Raw genomic sequence first — 17,124 nt, 5'->3', positions numbered from 1 at the left:
AGTAACCAAAAACGCTTTGCCCCTGCATCCGGCCCCGGCTTTGCCGGGGTTCGTTCTCTCCGCCGCCGCTCCGAGGGTCGCCGTACAAGGGCCATCCATGGCCCTTTACGGCTCTCGCCGCATCCCTGCGGCTCGCCCCTCTCCGCGACGGCTCCGCTCACCCTCCTGAAGGGGCGTTTGGAGTTGCCTGAGGGTTCTTTAGTCAATTACAGACACAAACCAGGTTCTCCTCGATCTGTCAGGCAACTCGGACTCGTTCCCCCGTCAGGAGGCCGAGCGTAGGCGTTGCGTAGGGGGACGCGAGGCAGGACGCCGAGCGAGGAGTGAAGGGACAGGGACGTCCCTTCGCGACGGCCCCCGGAGCAACGCCGGAGGGAGGGAAGTTTTGCGAAGCAAAACCCGGATGTCGGGGTGGCCTTCTCTTTGGTTACTTTCTCTTGGCCAGACAAGAGAAAGTGACTCGGCCGGAGGGCCGAAACCAGCCGTGTCGGCTTACTCAGTAATCGCCTGATGCAAGTGCCAGCCCAATAGCGCCAGCAACGATCCCCGTTCGTTCCAACCGGCCCGACAAATCAATGACCCGGCTGCCAAGGCTGCCCCAGCGATACCGGCGCGTACAGCCGCGTACGGATCGCATCCCGCGACAGCAGCACCAGCACCAGAATGGTCGCCACATACGGCAGCATCGCCAGCAGGTTGCCGGGGATCGCCAGGCCGAGACCCTGGGCCACCAGGTGGAGGATGCTGGCCAGGCCGAACAGGTAGGCGCCGAGCAGGACGCGGCTCACCCGCCAGCTGGCGAACACCACCAGGGCCAGGGCGATCCAGCCGCGTCCGGCGGTCATGTTTTCCGCCCACATCGGCGTGTACGCCAGCGACATGTAGCCGCCGGCAAGCCCGGCCATGGCGCCGCCGAACATCACCGCCAGGGTGCGCACGCGCAGCACCGGCAGGCCCATGGCGCTGGCGGCGTTGGGGTTTTCGCCGACGGCCTGGATGATCAGGCCGATGCGGCTTTTCAGCAGCACCCAGGCCACCAGGGCGAACAGTGCGAAGGACAGGTACACCAGCAGATCCTGAGCGAACAGCATGCGGCCGATCACGGGGATCTCGCTGAGCAGCGGAATGGCGATCGGCTCGAAGCCGGCCAGTGGCTTGCCGACCCAGCTGGCGCCGACGAAGGACGACAGGCCGACGCCGAAGATGGTCAGCGCCAGGCCGGTGGCGACCTGATTGGCGTTGAAGCCCAGCGCCACCATGGCGAACAGCAGCGAGAGCAGCACGCCGGCCAGGCAGGCGAACAGCACGCCGAGCCAGAGGTTGCCGCTGGCGAAGGCGACGATGAAGCCGATCACCGCGCCGAACAGCATCATGCCTTCCTGGCCGAGGTTGAGTACGCCGGTTTTCTCGCACACCAGCTCGCCGAGGGCGACCAGCAGCAGCGGCGTACCGGTGCGGATCATGGCGTAGAAGATATTGGTCAGCAGATCCATGTCCATCGGTCAGGCCTCGAACTTCAAGCGGCAGGCAGCGGGTGAAAAGGGAAGTAGCGCAGCGCGGACGATCATGTGGCCGGCTCCTCTTTGGCGCTGACGAGCTGGGGCTTGCGTGCCCACAGTTTCAGGCGCGGGCGGTAGAGGATCAGCACGTCGCAGGCGAGCAGGAAGAACAGCACCATGCCCTGGAACAGCTGGGTGATGGACTGCGGCAGGTTGGCCGCCATCTGTGCGTTCTCGCCGCCGAGGTAGAGCAGCGCCATCAGCAGGCTGGCGAAGACGATGCCGATGGGGTTGAGACGGCCGAGGAAGGCCACGGTGATCGCCGCATAGCCGTAGCCCGGCGAGACCTGCGGCACCAGCTGGCCGATCGGCCCGGTGACTTCGGCGACACCGGCCAGACCGGCCAGGCCGCCGCTGATCAGCAGGGCGATCCACACCAGCTTCTTGTCGCGGAAGCCGACAAAGCCGGCGGCGCGCCTGTCCAGGCCGAGCACCTTGATCTGGAAGCCGAGAAAGCTCTTCTGCAGCAGCACCCAGACCACCACCAGCGCCAGCAGGGCGAAGTAGAAACCGCCATGCACCCGCAGGCCTTCGATCAGCTCGGGCAGCCGGGTGGCGTCGCCGAACATCGCGGACTCGGGGAAGTTGAAGCCTTCCGGGTCTTTCAGCGGGCCGTGCACGGCGAACAGCAGCAGGTTCAGCGCGATGTAGTTGAGCATGATGCTGGTGAGGATTTCGTTGGCGTTGAACGCCGTCTTCAGCCAGGCGCAGAGCCCGGCCCAGGCGGCGCCGCCGAGCGTGCCGAGCAGCAGCGTCAGCACCAGCGCCCAGCGCGAGTCCCAGTCGATGATGTTGACGGCCAGCGCGCTACCGGCCAGGGCACCGATGAGCAGCTGGCCTTCGGCGCCGATGTTCCAGATGCGTGCGTTGTAGACCACCGCCAGACCCAGCGCGCAGAGCAGGATCGGCAACGCCTTGACCAACAGTTCGGAGACGCCGTAGAGATCGCCGAGCGGGTCGACCAGCAGCACCTTGAGGGTTTCCAGCGGTGGATGGCCGAGCAGGGCGAACAGCAGCGCGCCGCTCAGCAGCGTCAGCAGCGCGGCCAGCAGCGGGGAGCACCAGAGCATGGCCCGTGAAGCCTCGCCACGGGGTTGCAGAGATAACAGCATGATGGGTTCTCGTCAGGCGGCAGAGGTGGAAACGGGGGCGTCGCTGGTGTCGAACTGGCCGGCCATCCAGCGGCCGACTTCGACCGGACAGGTGCTGGCGGTGGCGCGCTGTGGCGACAGCCGGCCGTCGCTCAGGGCGGCGATGCGGTCGCTGATCTGGAACAGCTCCTCCAGGTCTTCGGAGATCACCAGAATCGCCGCGCCGGCATCGCGCAGTTCGATCAGCGCGCGATGAATCGCCGCCGCCGCGCCGACATCCACGCCCCAGGTCGGGTGCGCGGCGATCAGCAGCTTCGGCTGCTGCAGGATCTCGCGCCCGAGGATGAATTTCTGCAGGTTGCCGCCGGACAGACTTGCAGCCGGGGTCTGTGCGTCCGGTGTCTTCACGGCGAAACGCTGAATGACCTGCTCGGCGAAGGCGCGTACCTTGCCGCGGCGGATCAGGCCGCGCTCGACCATGCCGGTCTGCTGGAAGGCAGTGAGCAGGCCGTTGTCGGCCAGGCTCATGCTCGGCACCGCGCCGTGACCGAGGCGTTCGGCCGGCACAAAGGCCATGCCGTGGCGACGGCGGGCGTCGGGGCGCAGGTGGGCGACATCGTCACCGAGAAAACGAATGCGCATGGCCTGTGCGGCCGGCAGGCGCTGTTCGCCACTGAGCAGGGCGAGCAGTTCATCCTGGCCGTTGCCGGCGACCCCGGCGATGCCGACGATCTCGCCGGCGCGTACCTCCAGGTCCACCTCTTCGAGGGACACGCCGAACGGATCGGCGTTGTGCCAGGACAGCCGCTCCACGCGCAGGAATGGCGCGCGGCCCTCGCTCTTCGGGTATTCGGCTTCCAGCCCCTCGGCATCGCCGACCATCAGCCGCGCCAGTTCCAGGTCCGAGCATTCGGCGGGGATGCATTCACCGGACACGCGACCGGCGCGCAGCACCGTGGCGCTCTGGCACAGCGCGCGCACTTCATTGAGCTTGTGGCTGATGAACAGGATGCTGCAGCCCTCGGCCGCCAGCCGGCGCAGGGTGACGAAGAGTTCGTCGGCCTCCTGCGGCGTGAGCACCGAGGTCGGTTCGTCGAGAATCAGCAGGCGGATGTCCTGCATCAGGCAACGGACGATCTCTACCCGCTGGCGCTCGCCGATGGACAGGCTGTGCACCAGCCGTTGCGGCTCCAGCGGCATGCCGTAGCGCTGCGAGACCTCGCGGATCTTCGGCTCCAGCTGCTTCGGCGTACCGGCCTTGGCGCCCAGCGCCAGGGCAATGTTCTCCGCCACCGAGAGCGTCTCGAACAGCGAGAAGTGCTGGAACACCATGCCGATGCCGCGTTCGCGGGCCTGGGCCGGGTCGCGCATGGTCACCCGTTCGCCCTGCCAGTGGATCGCGCCGGCGTCCGGCTGGGTGACGCCGTAGATGATCTTCATCAGGGTGCTCTTGCCGGCGCCGTTCTCGCCGAGCAGGGCGTGGATTTCGCCCGGCTGGATCGACAGGTCGATACGGTCGTTGGCCAGGCAGCCTGGGTACTGTTTGGTGATGCCGCAGAGCTGGAGGCGCGCGGTCTGGGATTCGGGCATGGAGGCATCCGCTGGGTTCTTCATGGCCAGGGCTGTAGCAAAAAGCTGGCCAGGCAGTCAGGAAATGAGGTGCGGCGTGACTGCGGGCGTTGTGTTGCCCGGCGTTCACAGGACGATGGTAGCCGTTGCATCGCTTTGGTGCCTCACTCCGCGAGGTGGACGAGTCGCTGCACCGCCATGGGCGTAACGACCGCGCCGTGATTGGCCTGCTAAGCTGAACGCCTCTCTGCCTCCCCAGGGTCTCCTGCAAATGAACCAACTGGACCTTCATTCCGCCGAGGAAACGATTGCCCAGCGTGCCGCCCTGGCGCGGCTGATCGATGGCCTCGTGCGCGACGACGGCATGCATCCCACCGCCATCGACGATCTCTTCCTGATCCGCTGCAGCGCACCGAGCGAACTGGTACACGGGCTGCACAAGCCGGCGCTGTGCATCATCGTGCAGGGCAGCAAGGAGGTGCGCCTGGGCGATGAGCTCTACACCTACGATGCGCTGCATTACCTGGTGGTCTCGGTCACCGTGCCGGTGGCCGGTCGCGTGCTGGAGGCCTCGTCCGGCGAGCCATACCTCTGTATCCGCCTGGATATCGACCCGGCGATGGTCGCCACCCTGGTGGCTGAAAGCGCGCCGTTGAGCCAGCCCGTGGAAGGGGCTGCGCGCGGGGTCTATCTGGACCGCATCGATGCGCCGTTGCTAGACGCCACGCTGCGCCTGGTGCGGCTCTTGGCCAGCCCGCAGGACATCCCGGTGCTGGCACCGCTGGCCATGCGCGAGATCTTCTACCGCCTGCTCTGCGGTCGCCAGGGGCGCCACCTGCACGAGATCGCGGTGCGCGACAGCCAGGGCCATCGCGTCACCCGCGCGATCGAATGGCTGAACCGCAATTACGTCGAGCCGCTGCGCATCGAGGAACTGGCGCAGCGGGTCAACCTCAGCAGCTCGACGTTGCATCACCGTTTCAAGGCGCTCACCTCGATGAGCCCGCTGCAGTACCAGAAGCAGCTGCGCCTGCAGGAGGCGCGGCGGCTGCTGATCGCCGAGGGGCTCGATGTGTCCAGCGCCGGCTACCGGGTCGGCTACGAAAGCCCCTCGCAGTTCAGCCGCGAGTACAGCCGGCTGTTCGGCGCCTCGCCGGTGAAGGATCTGGCCCGGCTGCGCAGCACCGCTTAATTCAGCGCGACGCCGGGTCCGGCACCTCGCGCAATGCCTGGGCGGCATCGATGGCGCGGGGAAAGCCGGCCGTCACGGTGGTCAGGTAGACCACCTCCTTCAGCTCCTCACGGCTGACGCCCAGGCGCAGCGCGTAGCCGGCGTGGATCTTCATGTAGGGCAGATTGCCCTGGGCGGCGAAGGCAGCGACCGCGGCCAGCTGGCGGGTGCGGTCATCCAGCTCGCTGCGTCCCCAGACATCGCCCAGCGCATAGCCGGTGATGCCCTCGGCGAGAAACGGATAGTCCTCGCGCAGCGCCTCGAGCACCGGTTGCCCGGCACCGCCGGACAGGTGCTCGATGACCGCCATGCCACGCTCGTGGCGCTCGTTGCCGGCGGCGTCCAGCGAGGCGAGGGTAAGCGAGCCGAACACGGCCAGGTATGCCGCGGCCAGGGTGTTGCTGGTATGAAGGCTCATGGCGGCGTCCTCAGTAGGGGCTGGCGGTGGGGCGCACCACCAGCTCGCTGACGTCGACATCGGCCGGCTGGTCGATGGCATAGGCGATGGCGCGAGCGATGGCGTCGGCCGGAATGGCGATGCGGCGGAAGTCGTCCATGGCCGAGCGGGCGGTGTCATCGGAAATGCTCTCGGCCAGTTCCGATTCGGTGACGCCGGGCGAAACCAGGGTCACGCGAATATCGCCGCCGACCTCCTGACGCAGGCCCTCGGAGATGGCGCGCACCGCGTACTTGGTGGCGCAGTACACCGCCGCGGTCGGGCTCACCGCGTAGGCGCCGATGGAGGCGATGTTGACGAACTGGCCGGCGCGCTGGCGCTGCATCAGCGGCAGGCCGGCGGCGATGCCGTGCAGCACGCCACGGATGTTCACGTCGATCATGCGGTTCCACTCGTCGACCTTCAGCGCATCCAGCGGCGAAAGCGGCATCACCCCGGCGTTGTTGATGATCACGTCGACGCGGCCGAAGCGCTGTTCGGCGAAGTCGACGAAAGCCTGGGTGTCCTCGCGGCTGGTTACGTCCAGCGCGCGGCAGGCGGCAACGCCACCGCGTTCGCCGATCTCGGCGACCAGCTTTTCCAGCCGTTCGAGACGCCGCGCGCCCAGCACGACGGTTGCGCCCTGGGCCGCCAGCAGGCGGGCCGTGGCTTCACCGATGCCGCTGCTGGCGCCGGTGATGAGTACGATTTTGCCGGTGATGTTCGACATGGGGTTGTCCTCCGCAGGTGGATTCGGGCGACGTCGGTGACGCCGTGGTTCGAATACTGCGATGGAGGACGGTGCCGGCGTTATGGCGATCCTGCCGGGCGCTTGCCTGATTCTGGCGCTGCCTACCAGATGCCTTCGTGCAGGGCGGCCGCCTCGTCCTCCAGCAGCGGGCCGAGCACCTCGACCTTGCGCTGGCCGGCGTCGAAGACGATGCGGCACGGCAAATCCAGCGTCGGGTTTTCCGGATGGTTGCCGGTGAGGTCCTTCAGGCTGCGCTCGGAAAGGCCGTAGACCACGCGCCCAAGACCGACCCAGTAGGCGGCACCCGCGCACATGGCGCAGGGTTCGGCGGACGTGTACATGGTGCAGCGCGAGAGGAATTCCGGCGTATAGCGGGTCGAGGCTCGGGTCATCAGCACCCGCTCGGCATGGCCGGTCATGTCGTGGTCGGGCATGTAGGCGTTGCCCTGTTCCAGCAGCACCTCACCGTCCGGCCCGACCAGGATGGCGCCGAACGGATGGGTGCCGTTTTCCAGCGCGCGGCGGGCGACGTCGAAGCTTTTGCGCAGAAGGGCGAGATCGTCGAGAGGCATGGCGATATCCAGACTGAGATGAAGAGGTGGTGGGCTTCAGTGCCCCGCCTTGGGCAGGCTCCAGGGAAAGCAGACCTTCTGCAGCAGCCCGATCAGGTGGAACAGCAGCAGGCTGATCACCACCAGCATCATCAACGCGGCGAAGGCTTGCGGCACCTGGAACATCGAGGTGGAGAAGTTGATGAAGTAGCCCAGGCCTTTTTCCGCCGCGACGAACTCGGCGACCACCGCGCCAATCACCGCCAGGGTGATGGAGATGCGCAGCGCCGAGAACAGGTGTGGAATCGCATAGGGCAGGCGGATGTTGCGGTACTCGCGGGCCTTCGACGCGCCCAGCGAGCGCGACAGTTCCACCAGCTCTTCCGGCGTCGCCAGGAGGCCGGTGACGCAGGACACCACGATGGGGAAGAAGGCGATCAGGAAGGTGATGAATACCCGCGGCAGGTCGCCGGCGCCCATCACCACCACGATGATCGGCGCTACCGCGACGATGGGTGTGGACTGCACGATCACCAACAGCGGATAGAGCGTGCGCGACATCAGTCGCGAGGACGCCAGGGCGATGGCCAGCGGGATGCCGATCAGGATCGACAGGCCGTAGCCCATCAGCGTCACCCGCAGGGTGGCGAAGATGTGCTCGGCCCAGGCACCGAGGCCGACCTTCTGCGTCGCCGCGAGAATGGCGCTGGGCGAGGGCAGCACGAAGCTTGGCAGCCTGAGCAGGCGGCAGGCCGCCTCCCAGACCAGCAGCAGGACGACGAAGGCGAGCCAGGGCGCGAGGCGATCGGCCTGCGTCTTCAGGCGATGTGTCCTGGGCTTAATGGTCGGCATGGCGCGAGAAGACCTTGCGGCGGATATGGTTGGCGAGCTCATTGAAACGGGGCTCCGTGAGGGTCTGCATGGACCGCGGACGCGGCAGGTCGACGTCGATGATTTCCTGAACGCGGCCGGGGCGTGCCGACATCACCAGGATGCGGTCGGCCAGCAGCAGCGCTTCGGGAATCGAGTGGGTGATGAACAGCACCGTCTTCGGACGCTGGGTCCAGATATTCAGCAGCTCCAGGCTCAACTCGTCGCGGGTCAGGGCGTCGAGTGCCGAGAACGGCTCGTCCATCAGCAGGATTTCCGGGTCGTGCAGCAACGCCCGGGCAATCGCCGCGCGCTGCTGCATGCCGCCGGAGAGTTCGTCCGGGCGCTTGTTGCCGAATTCCTTCAGCCCCACCAGTTCCAGCAGCTCCTCGCCGCGGGTGATCTCCTGGGCGGTGACGCGGCCGTACTTGTGGCGCATGGGAAAGGTCAGGTTGTCGCGGATGTTCAGCCACGGCAGCAGCGTCGGCTTCTGGAAGACGATGCCGATCTCGTCGCGCGGGCCGTCCACCGGGCTGCCGTAGATGCTGACCTGGCCGTGGGTCGGTCGCACCAGCCCGGCGAGGATGCGCAGCAGTGTGGACTTGCCGCAGCCCGAGGGGCCGAGCACGGCGATGAACTCGTGGCGGCCGATGTCGAAACTGGCGTTGTCCAGCGCCACCACCTCGCTGCCATCGGAGGAGGTGAAGACCTGGCTGACCCGATCGAAGCTGATGTTGGGGCGCGGCGTGGTGGGCAGGACGGCAGCATTCATGGCTTCACTCGCTCAGGCTGGTGTCGATGGCGCTGGCCGGGTCGAGGGCATCAATCTGCATGCCCTGCGCCTTGGCGACCCATTCCCAAGTGGTGGCCAGACGCTTGGCGTCGAAGCCCGGGCCCTCGGCATCGCTGATCTCGTTCTGCATCAGTGGCACCGAGGCGACGAACTGCTCTTCGGCCTGCTGCTGGTCGACTTCGGCAACCCTCTTTTTCAGCGCGGCCGCCGCTGCAGCCGGGTCGGCGATGGCGTTCTTCTGCGCCTGCCGGTAGGCCTTGACGAACTTCTTTGCGACCTCGGGATGGCTCTGCACGAAGCGCTGCGACGCCACCAGCGACAGGCCGTAGCCTTCGAAGCCGTATTCCGACCAGGGAATGGTCTTCAGCGTCTTGTCCGCCTCGCCGAGGGCACGGACGAAGCCGGGCGCGACGGTCAGCCAGTTGATGGTGGCGTCCACCTTGCCGGTGGCGAGCATCGGTGCCAGCGCGCCGGGGTCGAGCTTGAGCAGCTTGACGCTGGCCGGGTCGATGCCGTTGCGCTCCAGCAGCAGCGGCCAGACCACGTTGGAGGCGGAGAAGGTCGGGGTGGCGACCGTCTTGCCGACGATGTCCTTGAAGCTATCGATCCCCGAACCTTCGGTGGTGAAGAAGGCGTCCGGCTGCTTGTTGTAGATCGGCGCGACGGCGACCACCGGCACCTCGCCCTGGGCCTTGGCCTGCAGCAGCGAGGCCAGGCCGGCCGAGCCGAAGTCGGCGCTGTTGGTGGCCAGCTTGGTCACCACGTCGCTGCCACCGCGGGCGCTGGCGATTTCCACTTCGATGCCTTCGGCGGCGAACAGGCCCTGTTCGACACCGAGGTAGATCGCCGCCTTGTCGCCGGCCGGCAGCCAGTCGTTGAGCCAGCGCACCTTGTCGGCGGCCAGGGCGGATTGGCTAAACAGCGCGAACAGGGCGCTGGCGAGCAGGGTTCTGTTGAACATGGTGAAGCTCCTTGAAGGTTCGGCGTGTTGAGCGCGATGCAATAAACGGGTCAGCGCACGGGATGTGGTTGGCGCGCGAAGAAATCCAGCAGGGCGGCGAGCAGCGCGTCGGGCATGGCCAGTTGCGGCGCATGGCCACAATCGAGGCGCACGCGCTCGGCACCCGGCACCAGCTGCTGCATGCGCTGCTGCACCCGTGGCAGCACGGAGCGGTCCTTCGTGGCTTCGATATACAGCCGCGGCAGACGACCGAAACGCGCGGCCGTCCACTGTGCGGCGATATCGCGGCCGCCGTCGGGCTGCACCGTCAGACGGCGCGCGGCAGTGATCGCGGCCTGTGCCGGTGCATCGTGAAAGAACAGGGCGCAGGCGGCATCGCCCGGTACGCGGCTGCCGCCGGGGGCGGCTTCGAGATAGGGACCGATGCCGCTGACCTCGGGAAAGTCGCGGGCGAGCTCGGCACAGAGTTCGCCAAAGCCCATACCGCTGGGCAGCATCATGCCGGCGACATAGGTGACCCCGGCGATGCGCTCGGCATAACGTTCGGCCACGGCGGTGGCGGTGATGCCGCCGCCGGAATGCGCGACCAGATGGATCGGGCCGGGCAGCGTCTCGATCAGCGCGCCGACGTGTTCGACGTAGCGCTGCAGCGAGACCTCGGCGAGCGGCGTGGCGTCGCTGCCGTTGCCTGGCAGGTCGAGCGCGTGCGGTCGGTGGCCGGCGCTGCGCAGGCCATCCTGCAGCGAATCCCAGACCCAGCTACCGGCCCAGGCCCCGTGGATGAGGACGACGTCAGCCATAGGTCCTCCGGTACATCTCGCGGTGGTGTTCTTCCACCGTCACCGCGGGGTAGCGCGGCGCCTCGCCGGGCGCGAGGCAGGTCGGCAGGCACTCGACCACATGGTCCGGGTTGCCGCTGAAGAAGAACGGCACGCTGTAGCGCTCGCGTCCGGACATGTTGACCACCCGGTGCAGCGTCGAACGGTACTGGTCGTTGGTCCAGCGGGCGATCATGTCGCCCAGATTGACCACATAGGTGCCGGGCACGGGCACTGCGTGAATCCAGCTCTTGCTGTGGCGATCCCAGACCTGCAGGCCGGGGTTCTCGTCCTGCAGAAGCAGCGTCAGCCCGCCGAAATCGGTATGCGCGCCACAGCCCTTTTCGCCGGGCGCGGCATTGGCCGGCTGCGGCGGGTAATGCAGCAGGCGCAGGGTGCTCATGGAGTCGCGGCAGAAGCCGGCGAAATGATCCTCCGGCAGTTGCAGCGACAGCGCGATGGCCCCCATCAGCCGATTCGCCAGCGCATTCATCGCGTCGCGATAGCGCTCCATGGTCGGGCGAAACTCCGCGAGCTCGCTCGGCCACTGGTTGGCACCATGGTTGAAACGCCCGGCCAGTACCCGCGGGTCGTCCTCGGCCAGCTCCTCGCCGATGTAGAAGCCTTCCTTGAGATCGGCCGGCGCACCGGCTTCCAGCACCTGCCCGCGCAACGGCTCATAGCCGCGATTGGCCTTCGAGAACACCTTGTCCAGGGCGCGCTTGCCGGGTTCCGGCAGGGCAAAGAAGGCCCGCGCCTGCTCGAACACCGCCTGTTGCAGTGCGGGGTCGACACCATGGTTGGCGACGCAGAAGAAGCCGACCTCGCGACAGGCCGCACCGATGCGTTTGGCCACGGCGGCGCGCTCGTCGAGATCGGGAGAAAACAGCCCGGCGATGTCGATCAGCGGCAGCGCGGCGGCTTCGAGATGGCGGGCGCAAAGGGATTCGTTCATGGCTCGATCCTGCTCTGCCGACCGCGGAATGGCGACCGGCGAGCGCAGTATCCGGCGCGTCGCTTGTACTCAAAAGCAGAGAATATCGAGCATGCCGATGCCGTTTCGGCAACAGCGGTGGGTGCCTTTTCTCGAGGCAACCGCTGCTTCGCTGTGGTGCGTAAGCCGGCCTGCGCCATGTCTGGCAAAGGGACGCAGAGCGCGGAAATCCCACGTCCTTGCGCACCGTTCAGGTGCATCGAAGGCAGCGCAGGGGGGCTGATTTTTTTAGAAGGGTAAAGCGCTGTGCACGGCAGCCGAGTCGACCTTGCCCAAGAACACAGGCAAAAAAAACCGCCGCCCGGATCGGCCGGGCGGCGGTGCTTTGCAGGGCGACGGTGCGGTCAGGCGCGGGCGCTGCGCACGCCGGTACTGATCTGGCGGCACAGTTCCAGCACGCCTTCGACGGCCTGTGCGTTGCTCTTGGCATTGGCGATCTGATCGATCAGCGCCGAGCCCACTACCACCCCTTCGGTCAGCCGGGCGATGGCGGCGGCCTGTTCCGGCGTGCGGATGCCGAAGCCGACGCACACCGGCAGCTCGGTATGGCGCTTGAGGCGCGCCACGGCTTCCTCGACATGCTCGAGCGTCGCCGAACCGGCACCGGTCACGCCGGCCACCGAGACGTAATAGACGAAGCCGGAGCTGCCGTTGAGTACCACCGGAAGGCGCTTGTCATCGGTGGTCGGGGTGGTCAGGCGGATGAAGTCGATGCCTGCGGCCTGGGCCGGGTCGCAGAGGTCTTCGTTGTGCTCCGGCGGCAGGTCGACCACGATCAGGCCGTCGACGCCGGCTTCCACCGCCTCGGCGATGAAGCGCTCCACGCCCATCTTGTGGATGGGGTTGAAGTAGCCCATCAGCACGATCGGGGTGGTCTGGTTGTCCTGGCGGAATTCACGAACCATCTGCAGCGTCTTGGTCAGGTCCTGCTTGGCGGCCAGGGCGCGGATGTTGGCCAGCTGAATCGCCGGGCCGTCGGCCATCGGGTCGGTGAAGGGCATGCCCAGTTCGATGACGTCGGCACCCGCGGCCGGCAGGCCCTTGAGGATCTGCAGCGAGGTGGCGTAGTCCGGATCGCCGGCGGTGATGAAGGTCACCAGTGCGGCGCGGTTCTGTTGTTTCAGCTCGTCGAAGCGCGTCAGCAGGCGGCTCATATATGTTCTTCCTGTTCGTCGTAGTGGTGCATGACGGTCTGCATGTCCTTGTCGCCGCGGCCGGAGAGGTTGACCACCATCAGGTGATCCTTCGGCAGACCAGGCGCGCGCTTGAATACTTCAGCCAGCGCGTGGGAGGACTCCAGCGCCGGGATGATGCCTTCCAGGCGGCAGCAGGTATGGAAAGCCTTGAGCGCTTCCTTGTCGGTGATCGAGGTGTACTCGACGCGGCCGATGTCGTGCAGCCAGGCGTGTTCCGGGCCGATGCCGGGGTAGTCCAGGCCGGCGGAGATCGAGTGGGCGTCGATGATCTGGCCATCCTCGTTCTGCAGGAGGAAGGTGCGGTTGCCGTGCAGTACGCCGGGTACGCCGCCGTTCAGGCTCGCCGCGTGCTGGCCGGTCTCGATACCGTGCCCGGCCGCCTCGACGCCGATGATCTTCACACTGGCGTCATCCAGGAACGGATGGAACAGGCCCATGGCATTGGAGCCGCCACCGATACAGGCCACCAGCGAGTCGGGCAGGCGACCTTCCTTTTCCATCATCTGCTCGCGGGTTTCCTTGCCGATCACGGCCTGGAAGTCGCGGACCATGGCGGGGTAGGGGTGCGGTCCGGCGACGGTGCCGATCAGGTAGAAGGTGTTGTGGACGTTGGTCACCCAGTCGCGCAGGGCTTCGTTCATCGCGTCCTTCAGGGTGCCGGTGCCGGCGGTGACCGGAATCACTTCGGCGCCCAGGAGCTTCATGCGGAAGACGTTGGCCTGCTGGCGGTCGATGTCGGTGGTGCCCATGTAGATCACGCACTGCATGCCGAAGCGCGCGGCCACGGTGGCAGTGGCCACGCCGTGCATGCCGGCGCCGGTCTCGGCGATGATGCGCTGCTTGCCCATGCGCTTGGCCAGCAGGATCTGGCCGATGCAGTTGTTGATCTTGTGCGCGCCGGTGTGGTTGAGCTCTTCGCGCTTGAGGTAGATCTTCGCGCCGCCGCAGTGTTCGGTCAGGCGCTCGGCGAAGTACAGCGGCGAGGGGCGGCCCACGTAGTCGCGCTGGAAGTAGGCGAGCTCCTTGGCGAACTCGGGGTCGGCCTTGGCTTTTTCGTACTCGGCGGCCAGCTCGTGGATGAGCGGCATCAGCGTTTCGGCGACGTACTGACCACCGAAGTGGCCGAACAGGCCCTTGGCGTCAGGGCCGTTGCGGTATGAGGTCATGTCGGACTCCTGTGTAGGCGGGCTGCCGAGCGCGGGCCGGCAGATGCGATGGCGTCAGGGTACGGCTATGGCCGCCCGGATAAAAGCGATAAGATCGACGCAACCTGTCAGGAAAACTCACGGATATGGCGCGCGATCTACCTCCTCTCAACGCATTGCGAGCCTTCGAGGCTGCCGCCCGGCTGGGCAGTCTGAGCGAAGCGGCGCGCGAGCTGCACGTGACCCACGGCGCGATCAGTCGGCAGGTCAAGCAGCTCGAAGAGCAGCTTGGCGTTGGCCTGTTCGTCAAGGAAGGGCGCGGCGTAAAACTCACCGATGCCGGTGCGCGGCTGCGTGATGCCGCCAGCGAAGCCTTCGAGCGTCTGCGCAGCACCTGCGCCGAGCTGCAGCGCCAGACCGCCGAGGCGCCGTTCGTGCTCGGTTGCCCGGGCAGTCTGCTGGCGCGCTGGTTCATCCCGCGGCTGGATCGGCTCAATCGCGACCTGCCGGAACTGCGCCTGCAACTGTCGGCCAGCGAAGGCGAGCTGGACCCGCGCAAGCCGGGGCTGGACGCCACGCTGTGGTACGCCGAACCGCCCTGGCCGGCGGACATGCAGGTGTTCGAGCTGGCCGCCGAGCGCATCGGCCCGGTGCTCAGCCCCTACCATCCACGCTGTGCCGACCTTCGCGGCGCGCCGCCGTCGGCTGTGCTCGACGAGACGCTGCTGCACACCGCCTCGCGGCCGCAGGCCTGGCCGAACTGGGCGCGTCAGCAGGGGCTGGATCCGGCGCGGCTGCGTCTGGGACAGAGCTTCGAGCACCTGTATTTCCTGCTGGAAGCGGCGCTGGCCGGCCTCGGCGTGGCCATCGCGCCACAGCAGCTGGTGGCCGACGACTTGCGCCAGGGTCGTCTGCTGGCGCCCTGGGGCTTCGTCGAGACCCGCGCCAGACTGGCGCTCTGGGTGCCCGCGCGGCGAGTCGACAGGCGCGCCGAGCGTCTGGCGGAGTGGTTGCGCAACGAGCTGGAGCGGCAATGAGCTACGCATAACCGACACGGCTAATGCCACCACGGTGGCGTTGCTGTCGACGTGCAGCTTTCGGCGTCGACGCGCTGGCCATGCCGGCGTTGAACTCGGCATCGGCCATCGAGTCCTAGCCGCACGGCAGCGGAGCGGTTCCGATGCCTTCTGTTTCGGCTCAAAAGGAACTTTGCGAATGAATCGTTGCGCATGTGCTGCACTGGTGGCTGGTCTGCTGCTGGCCGTCACCGCTCAGGCCCAGCCACTCGAGTTCGATGGAATCGAACTGTCCAGGGACATCCCCTGTGGCGGACGGGACGTGAACATCTCCGGCAACGCCAACACCATCAGCCTGACCGGCGATTGCGGCGTGGTGCAGGTATATGGCACGGATCACAAGGTCAGCCTTGGTACCGCGACCGCGCTGGAGATATCCGGCATGGACATCAGCGTATCGGCGACGTCCGTAGCCCGGCTCATGGTCGACACCGCCAAGAATCGTGTGCGTGGCGCGGTGGTCGGTGATGGACAGACGGCGATCGTCGAGATCGATGGTGCCGAGCACGAGCTGGACCTGCGGTTCGACGGGCCCGTTCAGATCACCCTCAATGGCGTCGATAACCAGCTGAACTGGAGCGGCGACGAGCCGGCGATCTCCTCGTCCGGCGTTGGCCACCGGATCGTCCGCCAATAGCGATTGGCGATACGCTGGGAACCATGGTCGCTCGCGGGCGGCTTGCGCAGCCCGAGGCGGGCCGCGCGGGGGCCGTTCAGCTGGCCAGAGCGGTCTGCGTGGTTTCCGCGTCCGCCGCGGCGACCTTGTCGGCGGCATAACCGCGAGGGTTGCGGCTCTGCCAGCGCCAGGCGTCGGCGAGCATGGTGATCAGGTCCTTTTCGGCGCGCCAGCCAAGCTCGCGCTCGGCCTTGCTCGGGTCGGACCAGCACTGGGCGATGTCGCCGGCACGGCGTGGCTTGATCACGTGGGGCAACGGGCGCCCGGTGACTTCCTCGAAAGCTGTGATCATTTCGCGCACCGAATGGCCCTTGCCGGCGCCGAGGTTCCACACCTGCGCGCCGTGCACGAGATTAAGACGCTCCAGCGCCTTCAAATGGCCTTTGACCAGGTCCACCACATGGATGTAATCGCGGATGCCGGTGCCATCTGGCGTCGGGTAGTCGTCGCCGTAGACGCTGAGCTGCTTTCGCCGACCCACCGCCACCTGCAGCATGTACGGCAGCAGGTTGTTCGGCACGCCGTTGGGGTCTTCGCCGATCAGCCCCGACTCATGAGCGCCGATAGGGTTGAAGTAGCGCAGCAGCGCGATGGACCAGCGCGGGTCGGAGTCGGCCAGGCCCTTGAGCACGTTCTCGGCCATCAGTTTGGACTGGCCGTAGGGGTTGGTCGGCACGCCAGTGGGACGATCCTCGGTGATGGGCATCACCGGCGACTCGCCATAGACGGTGGCCGAGGAGCTGAACACCAGCTTGAACACTCCGGCTTCGGCCATGGCCTGGCACAGCGCGATGCTGCCGCCGACATTGGTTTCGTAGTAGCGCAGCGGCTCGCGCACGCTCTCGCCAACCGCCTTCAGGCCGGCGAAGTGCATCACCGCAGTGATCGGGTAGGCAGCGAAGAGCGCCTTGAGCAGCGAGCGATTGCGCACGTCGCCCTTGACGAAGTGCAGTGGCCGGCCGGCCAGTTGCTCCACGCGGTCCAGAGCCAGCTGCGAGCTGTTGCACAGGTTGTCCAGTACCAGCACCTCATGCCCGGCCTGCAGCAGTTCGAGCACCGCGTGTGAGCCGATGTAACCGGCCCCTCCTGTCACCAGAATCATCTGTCTACCTCCGAAGTTCGCAGTCTTTCGACACGCTCGGGACACTGCGGCTGGCCATGGCTGGCGCTGCATGAGTCTCCGTAATTTGGGTTCGGCGAAACGGAACGGGACGGCGACGGCGAGCTGCGCGCGAGGGGTTCCGATGCCGGTTTAAATCAGGCGTCCTGCTGATAGGGACGGGGCAACGTCCGAGCGAGTTCAATTCACCCGCCAGCCGGTCGACGGCCTGTGCAATCTGATGATTGGCGGGAACCCGTACCGCTGATTGCCGTCCACTACCCGGCAGGCGGCGCGGGTTGCAGGGT

At 66.8% G+C, this 17,124-nt stretch carries 17 protein-coding genes; 3 read left to right on the top strand and 14 right to left on the bottom strand.

Annotated features, from left to right (window positions below; genetic code table 11):
* Nucleotides 1–572: 572 nt before the first annotated feature.
* The 3 genes from VF716_RS03015 to VF716_RS03005 form a co-directional block, all read right to left on the bottom strand.
* A complete protein-coding gene (locus tag VF716_RS03015; RefSeq protein WP_011914010.1) occupies nt 573–1,499 on the bottom strand; it encodes an ABC transporter permease in 927 nt (308 codons plus the stop codon).
* 65 nt (nt 1,500–1,564) lie between these two features.
* Entirely contained in the window at nt 1,565–2,671 is a 1,107-nt protein-coding gene (locus tag VF716_RS03010; RefSeq protein WP_011914009.1) for an ABC transporter permease, read from the bottom strand.
* Nucleotides 2,672–2,683: 12 nt separating this feature from the next.
* On the bottom strand, nt 2,684–4,240 hold the full coding sequence (locus VF716_RS03005) for an ABC transporter ATP-binding protein (RefSeq protein WP_049326061.1): 1,557 nt from the start codon (nt 4,238–4,240) through the stop codon (nt 2,684–2,686).
* A gap of 250 nt (nt 4,241–4,490) precedes the next feature.
* Between VF716_RS03005 and VF716_RS03000 the strand changes: the two genes are divergently transcribed.
* Entirely contained in the window at nt 4,491–5,411 is a 921-nt protein-coding gene (locus tag VF716_RS03000; protein ID WP_013983532.1) for an AraC family transcriptional regulator, read from the top strand.
* A 1-nt stretch (nt 5,412) separates the two neighbouring features.
* On the opposite strand, the gene VF716_RS02995 is transcribed toward VF716_RS03000, so the two are convergent.
* The 10 genes from VF716_RS02995 to trpB form a co-directional block, all read right to left on the bottom strand.
* Nucleotides 5,413–5,868, bottom strand: coding sequence for a carboxymuconolactone decarboxylase family protein (locus tag VF716_RS02995; RefSeq protein WP_011914005.1), 456 nt, complete (start codon nt 5,866–5,868; stop codon nt 5,413–5,415).
* A gap of 10 nt (nt 5,869–5,878) precedes the next feature.
* Nucleotides 5,879–6,616, bottom strand: a complete 738-nt coding sequence (locus tag VF716_RS02990) for an SDR family oxidoreductase (protein WP_019405899.1) — start codon at nt 6,614–6,616, stop codon at nt 5,879–5,881.
* A 122-nt stretch (nt 6,617–6,738) separates the two neighbouring features.
* Nucleotides 6,739–7,209 (bottom strand): nucleoside deaminase, encoded by a 471-nt coding sequence (locus VF716_RS02985; RefSeq protein ID WP_003280143.1) that lies wholly within the window; start codon nt 7,207–7,209, stop codon nt 6,739–6,741.
* A gap of 36 nt (nt 7,210–7,245) precedes the next feature.
* Nucleotides 7,246–8,040, bottom strand: coding sequence for an ABC transporter permease (locus VF716_RS02980; protein ID WP_020306931.1), 795 nt, complete (start codon nt 8,038–8,040; stop codon nt 7,246–7,248).
* Complete coding sequence (locus VF716_RS02975; protein WP_045158632.1) at nt 8,027–8,830, bottom strand: ABC transporter ATP-binding protein; 804 nt, start codon at nt 8,828–8,830, stop codon at nt 8,027–8,029. Before VF716_RS02975 ends, VF716_RS02980 begins: the two co-directional genes overlap by 14 nt.
* Before the next feature lie 4 nt (nt 8,831–8,834).
* Nucleotides 8,835–9,812 carry an ABC transporter substrate-binding protein gene (locus VF716_RS02970; RefSeq protein ID WP_125865447.1) on the bottom strand — a complete coding sequence of 326 codons (978 nt, stop codon included), beginning with the start codon at nt 9,810–9,812 and terminating at the stop codon, nt 8,835–8,837.
* A gap of 50 nt (nt 9,813–9,862) precedes the next feature.
* A complete protein-coding gene (locus tag VF716_RS02965; RefSeq protein ID WP_125459859.1) occupies nt 9,863–10,612 on the bottom strand; it encodes an alpha/beta fold hydrolase in 750 nt (249 codons plus the stop codon).
* A complete protein-coding gene (locus VF716_RS02960) occupies nt 10,605–11,585 on the bottom strand; it encodes an isopenicillin N synthase family dioxygenase (RefSeq protein ID WP_440551681.1) in 981 nt (326 codons plus the stop codon). The genes VF716_RS02965 and VF716_RS02960 overlap by 8 nt, the downstream gene beginning before the upstream one ends.
* Nucleotides 11,586–11,968: 383 nt before the next feature.
* Nucleotides 11,969–12,778, bottom strand: a complete 810-nt coding sequence (trpA, locus tag VF716_RS02955; protein WP_049326065.1) for a tryptophan synthase subunit alpha — start codon at nt 12,776–12,778, stop codon at nt 11,969–11,971.
* Nucleotides 12,775–13,986, bottom strand: coding sequence for a tryptophan synthase subunit beta (gene trpB, locus VF716_RS02950; RefSeq protein WP_011913997.1), 1,212 nt, complete (start codon nt 13,984–13,986; stop codon nt 12,775–12,777). Before trpB ends, trpA begins: the two co-directional genes overlap by 4 nt.
* A 125-nt stretch (nt 13,987–14,111) precedes the next feature.
* Between trpB and VF716_RS02945 the strand changes: the two genes are divergently transcribed.
* A complete protein-coding gene (locus VF716_RS02945) occupies nt 14,112–15,002 on the top strand; it encodes a LysR family transcriptional regulator (RefSeq protein WP_011913996.1) in 891 nt (296 codons plus the stop codon).
* 178 nt (nt 15,003–15,180) lie between these two features.
* Entirely contained in the window at nt 15,181–15,678 is a 498-nt protein-coding gene (locus VF716_RS02940; protein WP_011913995.1) for a DUF3060 domain-containing protein, read from the top strand.
* A 76-nt stretch (nt 15,679–15,754) separates the two neighbouring features.
* On the opposite strand, the gene galE is transcribed toward VF716_RS02940, so the two are convergent.
* A complete protein-coding gene (gene galE, locus VF716_RS02935; protein WP_011913994.1) occupies nt 15,755–16,819 on the bottom strand; it encodes a UDP-glucose 4-epimerase GalE in 1,065 nt (354 codons plus the stop codon).
* Nucleotides 16,820–17,124 lie beyond the last annotated feature (305 nt).

Origin of the sequence: Stutzerimonas sp. Brlt_14 (genome assembly GCF_051948915.1) — a bacterium.
Taxonomy (GTDB): domain Bacteria; phylum Pseudomonadota; class Gammaproteobacteria; order Pseudomonadales; family Pseudomonadaceae; genus Stutzerimonas; species Stutzerimonas stutzeri.
The sequence above is the reverse complement of the archived record's forward strand: the minus strand, read 5'-3'. Positions and strand labels throughout refer to the sequence as shown.